Below are 14164 nucleotides of genomic sequence, written 5' to 3' on the forward strand. Positions count from 1 at the left end.
GTCCTCTTCCTATATGAATAGATCTTCCGCGTTGCTCCTTGCCCTTGCCTTCCTCGGGGGCTGCCAGTCCATGGCCCCCGTATCGTCGCAGAGTCCTGCGCCGGTGGAAGACAGCACCCCCGCCCCTGAAAAGCCCAAGGTTTATTCCTCGTTCAGCGAAGAAACGGTGTTCAGCCTGCTGAGCGCGGAGCTCGCCGGCCAGCGCAATCGTTTCGACATTGCTCTGGATAACTACGTGACCCAGGCCGTCAACACCCAGGACCCGGGGATCTCCGAGCGAGCGTTTCGCATCGCCGAATACCTGGGCGCCGACCAGGCAGCCCTGGATACCGCGTTGATCTGGGCGAAAAACGCCCCGGACGACCTGGAGGCCCAGCGCGCCGCGGCGATCCAGCTGGCGCGGGCCGGGCGCTACGACGACTCCATGGTCTACATGGAGAAAGTCTTGCAGGGCAAGGGCGATACCCACTTTGACTTCCTCGCCCTCTCCGCGGCCGATACCGACCAGGACACCCGCGATGGCCTGATGAAGAGTTTCGACCGCCTGCTGCAAAAGCACCCGAGCAACGGCCAGTTGGTATTTGGCAAGGCGCTGTTGTTGCAACAGGATGACGAACCGCAAGCCGCCCTCAAGCTGCTGGAGCAAAACCCGCCGGAAGAAGGTGAAATAGCCCCGCTGCTGTTGCGCGCACGCCTGCTGCAAAGCCTCAACCGGGGCAAGGAAGCCTTGCCGCTACTGCAAAAGAGCATCAAGAAGTATCCGGACGACAAGCGCCTGCGCCTGACTTACGCGCGCATGTTGGTGGAACAGGACCGCATGGAAGACGCCAAGGTGGAGTTCGCCAGCCTGGTCCAGCAATACCCGGATGATGACGAACTACGTTACTCCCTGGCGCTGGTCTGCCTGGAAGCCAAGGCCTGGGAAGAGGCCAAGGGTTACCTGGAAGAACTGATCGCCCGGGAAAGCCACGTCGACTCGGCCCACCTGAACCTGGGGCGCATCGCCGAGGAACGGGATGACCCGCAAGGCGCGCTGATCGAGTACGCCCAGGTCGGCCCCGGCAACGACTACCTGCCGGCGCAACTGCGCCAGGCCGATATCCTGATGAACAACGGCCGCACTGACGAAGCCGAAAAACGCCTGGCCGCGGCCCGCGATGCCGAGCCGGACTATGCCATCCAGCTGTATCTGATCCAGGCCGAGACCTTGTCGGCCAACAATCAGGGGGAGCGCGCCTGGAAAATCCTCGCCCAGGCCCTGCTGCAATACCCCGACGACCTGAACTTGCTGTACACCCGCGCCATGCAGGCCGAGAAACGCAATGACCTGGCGCAGATGGAAAAGGACCTGCGCTTGATCATCAAGCGCGACCCGGACAATGCCATGGCACTGAACGCCCTGGGCTACACCTTGTCAGACCGTACAACGCGCTATGCCGAGGCCAAGGTCCTGATCGAACAGGCGCACCAGCTCAACCCGGAAGACCCGGCAGTGCTGGACAGCCTGGGCTGGGTGAATTACCGCCTGGGCAACCTCGACGAAGCCGAACGCCTGTTGCGCCAAGCCCTGGAGCGGTTCCCCGACCAGGAAGTGGCCGCACACCTGGGCGAAGTGCTCTGGGCCAAGGGCAACCAACGCGAAGCCCGACAAATCTGGGCCAAGTTCCTCAAGGAACAACCCGACAGCCCTATCCTGCGCAGCACCATCAAGCGCCTGACCGGATCCGAGACTCTTTAATTCTATGTTTTTGCGCCACGCCATCGTTTTCAGTTTTATCGCCCTGCTCGCCGGTTGTGCGGGCTTCGGTGCCCGTGAATCCGTCGAAGGCCAGGGCAACCCGGCGCAGTGGCGCCAGCACAAGGATCAGCTCAGCAGCATTGATGGCTGGCAGATCGAAGGCAAGATCGGCGTGCGTGCACCGAAGGATTCGGGCAGCGGCACCTTGTTCTGGCTGCAACGCCAGGATTATTACGATATCCGCCTTTCTGGCCCCCTGGGCCGTGGCGCTGCACGCCTGACCGGGCGACCGGGGCAAGTGAGCCTCGAAGTGGCCAACCAGGGCCGCTATGAAGCGCCATCACCGGAGGCATTGCTTGAAGAGCAGGTCGGCTGGAAGCTGCCGGTCTCGCACCTGGTCTGGTGGGTTCGCGGCCTGCCCGCGCCTGACAGCAAGAGCCGCTTGAGCCTCAATGGCGATAGCCGCCTGGCCACCCTGGAACAGGATGGCTGGCAGGTTGAGTACCTCAGTTATGTGGAGCAAAGCGGCTATTGGCTGCCCGAGCGCATCAAGCTGCACGGCAGCAACCTTGACGTCACGCTGGTGATCAAGGACTGGCAACCGCGCAAGCTGGGGCAGTGACATGACCGAACGCCTGACCCTGCCCTCCCCGGCCAAGCTCAATTTGATGCTGCACATCCTCGGTCGTCGTGAAGACGGCTATCACGAGTTGCAGACGCTGTTTCAATTTCTCGACTACGGCGATGAGATGACCTTCGCCGTACGCGACGATGGGGTGATTCAACTGCACACCGAATTTGCCGATGTGCCCCATGACAGCAATCTGATCGTGAAGGCGGCAAAAAAGCTCCAGGAACAATCCGGCTGTTCGCTGGGTATTGATATCTGGATCGATAAAATCCTGCCAATGGGCGGCGGCATCGGCGGTGGCAGCTCGAATGCCGCAACCACCCTGCTCGGTCTTAATCACTTGTGGCAACTGGGCTGGGATGAAGATCGCCTGGCCGCGCTGGGCCTGACACTGGGCGCCGACGTCCCGGTTTTTGTGCGTGGGCACGCCGCATTTGCTGAGGGTGTCGGGGAAAAACTCACCCCCGTAGACCCCGAAGAGCCGTGGTATGTCGTGCTTGTTCCGCAAGTATCTGTAAGTACAGCAGAAATTTTTTCAGATCCGTTGTTGACACGTAACTCTTCTCCCATTAAAGTGCGCCCCGTTCCCAAGGGAAACAGTCGAAATGACTGCTTACCGGTGGTAGCAATGCGTTATCCAGATGTACGTAACGCATTGAATTTGTTAGGTAAATTTACCGAAGCAAAACTCACCGGAACTGGAAGTTGTGTGTTTGGGGGCTTCCCAAACAAAGCTGAAGCTGATAAAGTCTCGGCCCTTCTTACAGAGACCCTTACAGGGTTTGTAGCAAAGGGGAGCAACGTTTCGATGTTGCATCGCAAGCTGCAAAGTCTGCTCTAAAGGAACCGAGTACTGGGTACTCGTTGCAACAGATACAGGGGCGTCGCCAAGCGGTAAGGCAGCAGGTTTTGATCCTGCCATGCGTTGGTTCGAATCCAGCCGCCCCTGCCATTTTCTATACTCATCCAGGTTACCCTCAGCCTCTAGGTACTGCGCGTGTCCAAGATGATGGTCTTTACGGGGAATGCTAACCCCGATCTGGCTCGGCGTGTTGTACGTCAGCTGCATATCCCTCTCGGTGACATCTCAGTCGGTAAATTTTCCGACGGCGAGATTACAGCCGAGATCAATGAAAATGTCCGCGGTAAAGATGTTTTCATTATTCAGCCGACTTGCGCTCCGACCAACGATAACCTGATGGAACTCGTCGTGATGGCTGATGCCTTCCGCCGCTCCTCAGCGACTCGAATCACAGCTGTAATCCCTTACTTTGGTTATGCCCGTCAGGATCGCCGTCCGCGTTCCGCACGTGTGGCTATCAGCGCGAAAGTCGTCGCTGACATGCTGACCGTGGTAGGTATCGATCGTGTTCTCACGGTTGACCTGCACGCTGACCAAATCCAGGGGTTCTTCGATATTCCGGTAGATAACATCTACGGCTCCCCCGTTCTGGTGGATGACATCGAAGACCAGCGCTTTGAAAACCTGATGATCGTGTCCCCGGACATTGGTGGCGTCGTGCGTGCACGGGCTGTTGCCAAATCCCTGGGCGTGGACCTCGGGATCATCGACAAACGCCGTGAGAAAGCCAATCACTCTGAAGTGATGCATATCATCGGTGATGTCGAAGGGCGTACCTGTATTCTGGTCGATGACATGGTCGATACCGCCGGCACCCTGTGCCACGCGGCTAAAGCCTTGAAAGAGCACGGTGCGGCTAAAGTCTTCGCCTACTGCACACATCCTGTGCTGTCGGGCCGAGCGATCGAGAACATCGAGAATTCCGTGCTGGACGAACTGGTGGTGACCAACACCATCCCGTTGTCCGCCGCTGCTCAAGCCTGTGCGCGTATCCGTCAACTGGATATCGCACCGGTTGTTGCTGAGGCGGTTCGCCGCATCAGCAATGAAGAATCGATCAGTGCGATGTTCCGCTAAGGGTCAAACCTTGGTGGCATCAACCTGACGAAAAGCGCCCCGCCCCAGCACCATGCTGGGGCGGGGCTTTTTTGCCCATATCGCCTTTAGCGCTGGTCGCAAACGCTGGGGCGAATGTGGTTATTTTGGAGATACAACATGAACGATTTTACTTTGAATGCTGAACTGCGTTCCGACCTGGGGAAAGGTGCGAGCCGCCGCCTGCGTCGTCTCGCAAGCCTGGTTCCAGCTGTAGTTTACGGTGGCGAAAAAGCCCCTGAATCCATCAGCATGCTGGCTAAAGAAGTTGCCAAACTGCTCGAAAACGATGCTGCCTACAGCCACGTTATCGAACTGAACGTTGGCGGCAAAAAGCAGAACGTTATCATCAAGGCTCTGCAACGCCACCCGGCCAAAGGTCACGTACTGCACGCTGACTTCGTACGCGTTGTTGCTGGTCAGAAACTGACCGCTATCGTGCCTGTGCACTTTGTTGGTGAAGAAGCTCCGGTCAAGAAAGGTGGCGTTGTTTCCCACACCACTACCGAGCTGGAAGTAAGCTGCCTGCCGAAAGATCTGCCTGAGTTCATCGAAGTCGACCTGTCGGCTGCTGAAATCGGCACCATCATTCACCTGTCCGACCTCAAAGCCCCTAAAGGCGTTGAGTTCGTTGCACTGGCTCACAACGACGACAAGGCTGTTGCCAACGTCCACGCGCCACGTGTTGTAGCAGAAGATGAAGCTGGCGAAACCGCTGCCGAGTAATACTCTCTGCAGCGTCGGAGCTTGAGGAAACATCGCGGACCGAAACGTAGCGAGAAAGCGGGCGATAACGCGAAGTTTATCTCTGGATAAGTGAGCTCCTGTCGTCCACTTTCGCCGCAACGAGGTTGCGGCGATGTTATCCACAACTCCAAAGGAAGGGCCCCTGTCGTGACTGCCATCAAACTGATCGTTGGCCTGGGAAATCCAGGCGCCGAATACGAACAGACCCGGCATAACGCGGGGGCCCTTTTTGTTGAGCGCATCGCCCACGCCCAAGGCGTCAATCTTGTGGCCGATCGCAAATATTTTGGCCTGACCGGACGCTTCTCGCATCAGGGTCAGGATGTTCGTCTGCTGATTCCCACCACCTACATGAACCGCAGCGGCCAGGCTGTCGCGGCGCTTGCGGGGTTCTTCCGGATCAAACCCGAAGAAATCCTGGTGGCCCATGACGAACTGGACCTGCCACCCGGCGTTGCCAAGCTCAAGCAAGGCGGCGGCCATGGCGGTCATAATGGCCTGCGCGACATCATTGCGCAGTTGGGCAATCAGAATACCTTTTACCGTCTGCGGCTCGGCATTGGCCACCCAGGCGTTGCCAGTATGGTTTCAAATTTCGTCCTGGGTCGTGCGCCACGCGCCGAACAGGAAAAACTCGATGCCAGCATCGATTTTGCCCTCGGCGTGCTGCCGGATATCTTCGCCGGTGAATGGAACCGTGCGATGAAAAACCTGCACAGCCAGAAGGCCTGACTTTTTTCCGAGGGGAAACACCATGGGATTCAATTGCGGCATCGTCGGCCTACCTAACGTCGGCAAGTCCACCCTGTTCAACGCCCTGACCAAGTCCGGTATTGCGGCGGAGAACTTCCCCTTCTGCACCATCGAACCCAACACCGGTATCGTGCCGATGCCCGATCCGCGCCTGGAGGCCCTGGCCGCCATCGTCAATCCCAAGCGCATCCTGCCGACCACCATGGAGTTCGTCGACATCGCAGGCCTGGTAGCCGGTGCGTCGAAAGGTGAAGGCCTGGGCAACAAGTTCCTGGCCAACATCCGTGAGACCGATGCCATCGCTCACGTGGTCCGCTGCTTTGAAGACGAGAACGTGATTCACGTCTCCAACAGCGTCGACCCGAAACGCGACATCGAGATCATCGACCTGGAACTGATCTTCGCCGACCTCGACAGCTGCGAGAAGCAACTGCAAAAGGTTACGCGCAATGCCAAAGGCGGTGACAAGGACGCCGTGGTGCAGAAGGCCCTGCTCGAGCAACTGATTGCTCACTTCACCCTGGGCAAGCCTGCACGCAGCCTGATGAAGAACATGAGCGTCGACGAAAAGGCCGTGATCAAGGGCTTCCACCTGCTGACCACCAAGCCTGTGATGTACATCGCCAACGTGGCTGAAGACGGCTTCGAGAACAACCCGCTGCTCGACGTGGTCCTGGCCATTGCCGAAGAAGAAGGCGCAATGGTTGTTCCGGTGTGCAACAAGATCGAAGCGGAAATCGCCGAACTGGAAGACGGCGAAGAAAAAGACATGTTCCTCGAGGCCCTGGGCCTGGAAGAGCCCGGCCTGAACCGTGTGATCCGTGCAGGCTACGAAATGCTGCACCTGCAGACCTACTTCACCGCTGGTGTCGAAGAAGTCCGCGCCTGGACCGTCAAGGTCGGCGCCACCGCGCCACAGGCTGCCGGCGTGATCCACACCGACTTCGAAAAAGGCTTTATCCGCGCCGAAGTGATCGCCTACAACGACTTCATCCAGTTCAAGGGTGAAGCCGGTGCCAAGGAAGCCGGTAAATGGCGCCTGGAAGGCAAGGAATACATCGTCAAAGATGGCGATGTAATGCACTTCCGCTTCAACGTGTAACGCTTGACCTGCGGCACCTGCCGCCCACAAAAAAGCCGATGCCCTGCATCGGTTTTTTTGTGGGCGCTTCATTTACAACAGGGACTTTCCAGCGGGGGAAATATTAAGACACTGTTATGTATTTTAATAACATGAACAGGCAGAGCAGAAAACTGACACTTCAAGCGCACAGCCCGCCAATTAAATAATAATCATAAAATATTTAGGATTGCTCCTACGCGCCACAGCAAATACCACTCCTACAAAAACTTGAATATTTTTCCAATTCAAGTTCTTTAACAACACTGGCAAAACAGTGAGCAATCCCAACATCCTTTCGCAATGACATCATGGGCATTTTCCGGTCTACTGATCCCTATCACTAGAAAAATCAAACAATAGTGACGCGACAACTCTAATGGAATTGGAGCAATAGCAACATGTCGGCCTCCTATCAAAGTGAAGTTGAAACAGACACCCCGTTCAATGATTGCCCAGACATAGAAACAACCATCAATAACACTGCCGCGCTCAACATCGACATTCTGCTGCTTGGGGAAACAGGCACCGGCAAGGACACTTTAGCGCAACGTATTCATTGCCTGTCAGGACGACGGGGGAACTTCGTCGCGGTCAACTGTGCGGCCATACCGGAGAGCCTTGCCGAAAGCCAGCTCTTTGGAGTCAACAGAGGCGCCTATACCGGGGCCATGCAATCGCGTGCAGGTTCTGTCGAAGCCGCGCACCTGGGCACGTTGTACCTTGACGAAATAGACAGCATGCCGCTTCCCCTGCAAGCCAAGTTGCTGCGGGTATTGGAGTCCCGTGGCGTCGAACGCTTGGGCTCGACCCGGTTTATCCCCGTAGACATGCGCGTCATTGCCTCTGCCCAGCAGTCCTTGCATGAGATGGTCGCTCAAGGGTCCTTCAGGCGCGACCTGTACTTTCGTCTGAATGTGGTCAACATCAACCTGGCGCCACTCAGGCAGCAACCAGAGCGCATCATCCCGCTGTTCGTGAAAATGATCCGGCAGGAGGCTGAGTACTTCAAGTGCCCGGCACCCTCGCCTCCCAACGCTCTGCTTTCACAATTGCTTTGCCATCCCTGGTCAGGGAATGTGCGCGAACTGCGCTCGACAGCCAAGCGTTTCGTCCTGGGGCTCCCTCCCCTCTGTGCTGCGGTAAAAGAACGCCAGGACTGGGAGATGCCGCTCAAGGAACGTTTACAGCAAATCGAGAAAGTTCTGATTGAAGAGTCGCTGAACCGACATGCCCATAATGTTGATGGCGTCGCCATCGAGTTAGGCGTGCCCAAGCGCACCCTCTATTACCGAATGAAGCAACTGGAAATATCACTGACATAACTTGCGCACTATAAAGATCTGGCAACAAACTGAAAAATTACATTTTTTGAAACATACCCTGCAGACACAATTGGAACGCATACATTTCCTGCGCCACATAAATGATGGAACGGCGAAACTGCATGTGATAAATGCTTCTCTCAGCATCGCTAGCGTCCAGTGAAATCAACGTTAAATACGGAGTAAACAATATGAGTATTGGTTCAGTTGGCTCTTCCGGCTCCAACCCTTATGGTAGCAGCGCTGGTGGTATGAGTGCAGAGCAGGCAGACGCAGGCCTTGAAGCCGCAGAAGCGAAAAAGAGGGCTGACGGTGTGAAAAACGCATGGAAAACTGCGGTAAACCAAAATACCGCAGGCATCAAAACCGCGTCTGACGCACTCCGTTTGTAATCAGCCTGGCCCTCTCTGACCTTCCTGCCACTGGGTGGCGGGAAGGTCACTTCGCCAATCTAACAACGAATGGCCTCATCAATAACAAACCCTCCCCGCGATACTTACGTAATAGGCGCCATATGTTTATAGGAAGAGTACGCTCTGCTGAACATGAGGATCTCAATGGGTCCTCCAGCGCACAGGAGTCCTCGATCTCCCACACCGATGTCAATTATTTCGCCTCAATCATGGACTCGTCAGCCCAGCCCAGCCCAGGGACCCATTACACGACGCCACAGAGCATGCTGTCCGAAGCATCCGAGCGGCTGACTTCTGTCACCCAGCGCATGACCAAAAGTCTGCGAGCCTTGAGCAGCGAGAATAAGTTTGATGAAGCGCGAAAGTATCCTGAGCAACTGTCCGATACGTTATTGCTGACGCAAATGCTCGTAAAAAGTGTCGGTAAAACCGCACAAGGCATCGATAAAATCTGCAACCTTCAGTAGATAAAAATGACTCGCCTACGGTTTATTACGTTAACGCTAGTGTTGTCATTCATGCTCAATGGCTGCAGTGACCGCGTCGAACTTCACCGCCAACTCTCCGAGCAGGAAGCCAATGAAGTCATCGCGGAGTTGGCAGACAAGCATATACGCGCCACCAAAGTCCCCGCCAAAGACGGCGTGGTCGTCGTGGTCAACGCCTCCGATATCGGGCGGGCCGTACGCACGCTGGAAGCTGTTGGATTGCCCAAGACCGCCCGCGCCACCCTGGGCGACACCTTTCGCAAGGAAGGGGTTATCTCAACTCCGCTCGAGGAGCGCGCGCGCTATATCTATGCCTTGTCCCAGGAACTGGAAACCACGTTATCGAACATCGACGGCGTGATTGTCGCCCGCGTACACGTAGTGTTGCCCGAGCGTGTTGCACCGGGCGAACCGGTACAACCGGCCTCCGCGTCCGTGTTCATCAAGCACGATCCCAGGCTTGACCCCGACAACATCCAGGCCCGTGTGCGCCGGATGGTCTCCAGCAGTATTCCTGGCATGACCAACGCCGTCGAAAATCCGCAAAAACTGACGGTGGTATTCGTTCCCGCAACGGCCTATCTGGAGCAGCAACGCCTGGCCTATTTCGGTCCGTTCCTGGTGCCAGGCGATGACATTGGCTTTTGGCGGGCCAGCGTCACCTTCACCATGATCGTTTTAGTGGTGCTCATTATCGCCGTGACATTCTGGCGGATCAGGGGCCAGCGAGCGCTGCCGCATGCCCAAACGGCCGGCCCATCCTCGCACGATGAGTAACCTGGCATGGGTCCAGTGGTGGGCAACCCCCTGGCTGCATTCACGCGAAGGCTGGAGAACGGTTGATGAGCACGCAGCACTGACTGCGCTTGTTCACAGTCGACACCTGTGGGTAGCCAGACTCTATGGGATCACGCCCTGCCTGCCGCCCACGCCTCAGCCCACATTGCTGCAACTGGCGCTCGCCTCGCCGGAGCAACTGGACCTGGTGCTGGCGTTGATTGACAGCGCGTGTCGCCCGGCCTACGCAAGCGCGTTGAATGAAAACCTCCACCAGTGGTGCAACAGACTGTCCAAGGCATTGCCCCCAGATATGCTGCAGCCCGATGAGGACCCCTTGCAGCTGCTACGCACCTGGGTCAGCCCCGCCACCTGGCAACGCATCAGGTTGAGATTCCCTCGCCAGCGCGTTCTGGAACTGGAAAAAAAAGCCCTTTCGCTTGGGGACTCCTACAGCCGCCTCGATACCCTTTGGCACGCCGTGGTCTGGCGTATTGCGACAATCCACAGCGACGCTCAAGCACCTGGCGCCAAGGACCATGGAGACTGAACACGATGTTTTGCCGACATAAAATCGACTTGCCCAAAGGCTCCACCGCCTTTGCCGAAACCCTGATCCCCCGGGAAACCCTGGCCAATTACGCCCATGCCCACAACACACTGGAGCATGCCAAGGCCCAGGCCAGGCAATTGCTGAAGCGGGCAGAAAAGCAGCGGGAAAAGCTGCTGGAGCAGGCCGGCCTCGAAATCTGGCGGCGTGCCGACGCGCAGTTCAAACGCTGGGAAGGCGAACGCCAGGCGATGTACGACAACCTTGAACGATATGCCTCTTCAATCGCCAACCAGGCGATTCGTCTGCTGCTGGAGGATACGCCCCTGCCACAACGCATGGCCGCGTTGGTCAGACAATTGATGGTCAGCCAGATGCCGATGGTCAAGGCGGCATTGCTGTGCCATCCCCAGGAGCTGGAGGCCGCACGCCAGGCTCTCGCCGACCACAACACCACGCTCTGGGCGCTACGCGCCGACGATACCGTCAAACCCCAGACGTTGCTGTTACAAACCGAAGAGGGCGACTTTTGCATTGATTGGGCCGCCATGCGCGACACCTTTCTAGAGCCAGGCAGCAAGCGGTTGGATGCCTGATTTTCCACCACGCACACGCGCCAAATAAACAGCTACACATGGAACCAATTCGACATACAAAACCACTGAGAGGAAACACAAAAAAGGAGCAAATCCATGAACTACTACTCGGGTTACAGAGAGCAACTTCTTAGCGATGCGAAGCGCAGCAGAAACGATGTCAGCGACTTGATGGAGCAGAACTCTGGATCCGAGGCGGACATGGACTTGTTCTATGAACTGGTGATGACCAACCGTAAATCCGAATACGCCTTCACTGAACATATCAGGGCCAGGCATATGCTACTGAAGTCCGGCCTGGACAGCGGACAATAACGTGAAGGCGCTCATTACCAATTGGTTGAACAGCCGCGCCGAAGAATTAAGGCTGATCGAAGACCATGACGAAATACTCCTGCGCCACGGCCCTGACACCCTCTTGTTGCAGGTCCAACTGACCCAGGGCCGCCCTGACAAATCACAGCTCAACACCTGGATGCTCCTGGGTAACGCAAGCCTGAGTCACTTTCAAGGTGCACTCGCACAGGCGCCTGCAACGGGTGCGCTCTGGTTGACTCAGTGTCTACAGCAAAGCACCAGCGAGAAGCCTTTGCTGGACAGTCTCCAAGCCCTGCTCAACCAGCGCGATACCTGGCGCGCAATGATCGCGCGCCTTGCAAAACAGGCCCCACGGTTCCAACCCACGTCACTGCGCTCGCTGCCGCACTAATCAGAGAACACCCCATGCCCAACAAGAATCACGAGCGCACCCGCTTGCGCTCCGTCTCGCCCGCGGCCCTTCAAAAAGGCCCTCATTGGCGCTACCTGCTGGTACTGCCCTGGTTGCTTTTGCCCATGCAAAGCCCGCTCGCCGCGATCCCCACCGAATGGAAAAATACCGCCTACGCCTATGAGGCTGACCATAAGCAGGTGCGTGAGGTGCTGGAGGATTTCGCCCAGACCTTTGGCACGCAGATTCAATTCGACGGCCACCTGGAAGGCACCGTCAATGGCAAGATACGCGCCAACACCCCGCAGTCGTTGCTTGACCGGCTGGCAGTAGAGCATCGCTTCCAGTGGTACATGTACAACAACATGCTGTACATCAGCACCCTGGACCAGCAGCAGTCCGCGCGCCTGGAGGTCTCATCGCAAACCGTTGCGGACCTCAAACAGGCATTGACTGACATTGGCCTGCTCGACAACCGTTTCGGTTGGGGGGAACTCCCTGACGATGGCGTGGTGCTGATATCCGGCCCCAAGCGTTACATCGAACAGATCAGGCAATTCAGCAGCCAGCGAAAATCCCCCGATGAAAAACAGAGCGTGCTGACGTTCCCGCTGAGATTCGCCAACGCGGCGGACCGCCCGATTGATTATCGCGGAGAAAAGCTGGTCATCGCGGGTGTTGCCAGCATGCTACGCGGGCTGTTGGAGCCCCGGGACAACTCTGTCCTGTCGTCGATGAGCCCACGCCCGGCCTCGGCAGCGCAGCCCTCGCCCATCACCCCGATCCTTCCCCGGCTGGGCAACCCGATGCTGAACCAGTTGCTCGGCGCACAGGCGCCCCTGGGGCAGACGGAGCCCGGCATGTCGCTCACCTCCAGAGCCCCCACTGCAAGAGGGCGAATTCGGGTGGAGGCGGATGTGCGCAACAACGCCGTCTTGATCTATGACTTGCCAGAGCGCCAGGCAATGTACCGCGAGCTGATCGCCCAACTCGATGTGGCACGCAAACTGGTGGAGATCGACGCAATCATCCTGGATATCGAGCGCACCCAACTGCAGGAGTTCGGGGTCAACTGGGGTTTTCAGAACAGCCGCTTTCTCGGCGGTGTGAACATGGCGCCTGGGACATCGGCGCAACTGTCGATCGAAAAACGCGACCGTTTCTACGCCGATGTACGGGCCCTGGAGGCCAAGGGCCTGGCGACCATGGTGTCCAACCCTTCGGTGCTGACCCTGGAAAACCAACCTGCGGTGATTGACTTCAACCGCACTCAATACCTGACTGCCGGCGTCGAAAACGCGACCATCCTGCCGATCACCGTGGGCACCAGTTTCCAGGTGGTGCCACGGGTCATTACCACCCGTGGCAGGCACCAGGTCCATCTGGCGGTGGATATCGAAGACGGCAACTTCGACGAGTCCAACCCCGAACGCATAGGCCCCGATGTACGCCGGGGCAAAGTCAGCACCCAGGCGGTGATGGCGGAAAAACGTTCGCTGGTGGTCGGCGGGTTCCATGTCACCGAAAGCACCGATAAAAGAAGCAAGGTGCCGTTGCTGGGCGATATACCGTTGCTGGGCAAGGCACTGTTCTCTTCCACCGAGCGGCAGAACAACCGACGTGAACGCCTGTTTATCCTCACCCCTCGCGTTATCGGCGACCAGGCCGACCCGTCACGCTACTTGCCACCGGACGACCAGGTAGAACTGCAGGCGGCCCTCAAACCGTTGGCCAGGCGCTATGCCGAGCACCCACCGGTGATCAAGCGCAGCGCGATCACCAGCGCCCTCGCCCACCTCGTCACCGGGCAAGTACCTGACGCCTTCAAAGCCGCCCCCATGCCGCTGGGCCTGGACACCTTGTGCAAAACCCGTGACCTGCTGGCGCTCAACACCGAACGCAGCCAGTGGTACGCCGGCCCGCAGTTCAACGTGGCGGTGGTGGTGATGCGCAATCAGTTCAATCGCAACGTGCGCATCGACGAGAACGAATGCAGCAATTCCCAGACCCTGGCCGTCAGCGTCTGGCCACGGGCCTGGCTCAAGCCGGGTGAAGAGGCGGAGGTGTTCATCGCCATGCGCCCGGTGGTGAAGGATGAACATATCGGTGTAACCCGCCCCTCCCTGCTCACGCCAACACGGAAGACCGCGCCATGAAACAGCGACTCTCCTGCATCACCCTCCTGGGCCTAGTGCTGCTGATGGCCGGCTGTACCCCGACGTGCAAAGGCAACTCCTGCTCCCGGCCGCAATCGAGCGCTGGCAAGCTGGTGGTCTGGTGGCCGCCGCAAATGCGCGTCGAACCCGGCCCATCAGGCGAAAGGGCGGACTATCAGACGATCTCGTTGGAACAGTGACCGC

Annotated in this window: 17 protein-coding genes and 1 tRNA gene; all 18 read left to right on the forward strand. The window is 57.7% G+C overall.

Annotation, left to right across the window (positions count from 1 at the left end; translation table 11 throughout):
- Window positions 1–13: 13 nt before the first annotated feature.
- A complete protein-coding gene (locus tag HKK57_RS05250; protein WP_029295662.1) occupies window positions 14–1738 on the forward strand; it encodes a tetratricopeptide repeat protein in 1725 nt (574 codons plus the stop codon).
- Between the two features lie 4 nt (window positions 1739–1742).
- Complete coding sequence (gene lolB / locus HKK57_RS05255) at window positions 1743–2360, forward strand: lipoprotein insertase outer membrane protein LolB (protein ID WP_070996768.1); 618 nt, start codon at window positions 1743–1745, stop codon at window positions 2358–2360.
- 1 nt (window position 2361) lies between these two features.
- Window positions 2362–3210, forward strand: coding sequence for a 4-(cytidine 5'-diphospho)-2-C-methyl-D-erythritol kinase (ispE, locus tag HKK57_RS05260; protein WP_169389874.1), 849 nt, complete (start codon window positions 2362–2364; stop codon window positions 3208–3210).
- A gap of 36 nt (window positions 3211–3246) precedes the next feature.
- Window positions 3247–3321 (forward strand) — tRNA-Gln (locus HKK57_RS05265).
- Window positions 3322–3366: 45 nt separating this feature from the next.
- The gene (locus HKK57_RS05270) at window positions 3367–4308 is read left to right on the forward strand and encodes a ribose-phosphate pyrophosphokinase (RefSeq protein ID WP_003171603.1); all 942 of its coding nucleotides are present in this window, start codon (window positions 3367–3369) and stop codon (window positions 4306–4308) included.
- A 138-nt stretch (window positions 4309–4446) separates the two neighbouring features.
- Window positions 4447–5052 carry a 50S ribosomal protein L25/general stress protein Ctc gene (locus tag HKK57_RS05275; RefSeq protein ID WP_029295688.1) on the forward strand — a complete coding sequence of 202 codons (606 nt, stop codon included), beginning with the start codon at window positions 4447–4449 and terminating at the stop codon, window positions 5050–5052.
- A gap of 168 nt (window positions 5053–5220) precedes the next feature.
- Window positions 5221–5805: an aminoacyl-tRNA hydrolase gene (pth, locus tag HKK57_RS05280; RefSeq protein WP_003208389.1), complete on the forward strand. Its 585-nt coding sequence runs from the start codon at window positions 5221–5223 to the stop codon at window positions 5803–5805.
- Between the two features lie 22 nt (window positions 5806–5827).
- Window positions 5828–6928, forward strand: a complete 1101-nt coding sequence (gene ychF / locus HKK57_RS05285) for a redox-regulated ATPase YchF (protein ID WP_029295691.1) — start codon at window positions 5828–5830, stop codon at window positions 6926–6928.
- A gap of 419 nt (window positions 6929–7347) precedes the next feature.
- Complete coding sequence (locus HKK57_RS05290; RefSeq protein ID WP_169389875.1) at window positions 7348–8271, forward strand: sigma 54-interacting transcriptional regulator; 924 nt, start codon at window positions 7348–7350, stop codon at window positions 8269–8271.
- Window positions 8272–8462: 191 nt separating this feature from the next.
- Complete coding sequence (locus HKK57_RS05295) at window positions 8463–8663, forward strand: hypothetical protein (RefSeq protein WP_139273549.1); 201 nt, start codon at window positions 8463–8465, stop codon at window positions 8661–8663.
- A 284-nt stretch (window positions 8664–8947) separates the two neighbouring features.
- Window positions 8948–9151 carry a type III secretion system rspB gene (locus tag HKK57_RS05300; RefSeq protein WP_224791186.1) on the forward strand — a complete coding sequence of 68 codons (204 nt, stop codon included), beginning with the start codon at window positions 8948–8950 and terminating at the stop codon, window positions 9149–9151.
- Between the two features lie 6 nt (window positions 9152–9157).
- Complete coding sequence (gene sctJ / locus HKK57_RS05305) at window positions 9158–9949, forward strand: type III secretion system inner membrane ring lipoprotein SctJ (RefSeq protein WP_154907724.1); 792 nt, start codon at window positions 9158–9160, stop codon at window positions 9947–9949.
- Window positions 9942–10499: a type III secretion protein gene (locus HKK57_RS05310; protein ID WP_070996762.1), complete on the forward strand. Its 558-nt coding sequence runs from the start codon at window positions 9942–9944 to the stop codon at window positions 10497–10499. Before sctJ ends, HKK57_RS05310 begins: the two co-directional genes overlap by 8 nt.
- Window positions 10500–10504: 5 nt before the next feature.
- Window positions 10505–11095 carry a type III secretion system stator protein SctL gene (gene sctL / locus HKK57_RS05315; protein ID WP_169389876.1) on the forward strand — a complete coding sequence of 197 codons (591 nt, stop codon included), beginning with the start codon at window positions 10505–10507 and terminating at the stop codon, window positions 11093–11095.
- 96 nt (window positions 11096–11191) lie between these two features.
- Window positions 11192–11410, forward strand: coding sequence for a hypothetical protein (locus HKK57_RS05320; protein WP_029295703.1), 219 nt, complete (start codon window positions 11192–11194; stop codon window positions 11408–11410).
- A gap of 1 nt (window position 11411) precedes the next feature.
- Window positions 11412–11804, forward strand: a complete 393-nt coding sequence (locus HKK57_RS05325; RefSeq protein WP_070996759.1) for a type III secretion protein — start codon at window positions 11412–11414, stop codon at window positions 11802–11804.
- Window positions 11805–11818: 14 nt separating this feature from the next.
- The gene (gene sctC, locus HKK57_RS05330) at window positions 11819–13960 is read left to right on the forward strand and encodes a type III secretion system outer membrane ring subunit SctC (protein WP_169389877.1); all 2142 of its coding nucleotides are present in this window, start codon (window positions 11819–11821) and stop codon (window positions 13958–13960) included.
- Window positions 13957–14160: an HrpT family type III secretion system protein gene (gene hrpT, locus HKK57_RS05335; RefSeq protein ID WP_029295710.1), complete on the forward strand. Its 204-nt coding sequence runs from the start codon at window positions 13957–13959 to the stop codon at window positions 14158–14160. The genes sctC and hrpT overlap by 4 nt, the downstream gene beginning before the upstream one ends.
- Window positions 14161–14164: the final 4 nt, after the last annotated feature.

It is taken from the genome of Pseudomonas sp. ADAK21 (genome assembly GCF_012935735.1).
Classification (GTDB): domain Bacteria; phylum Pseudomonadota; class Gammaproteobacteria; order Pseudomonadales; family Pseudomonadaceae; genus Aquipseudomonas; species Aquipseudomonas proteolytica.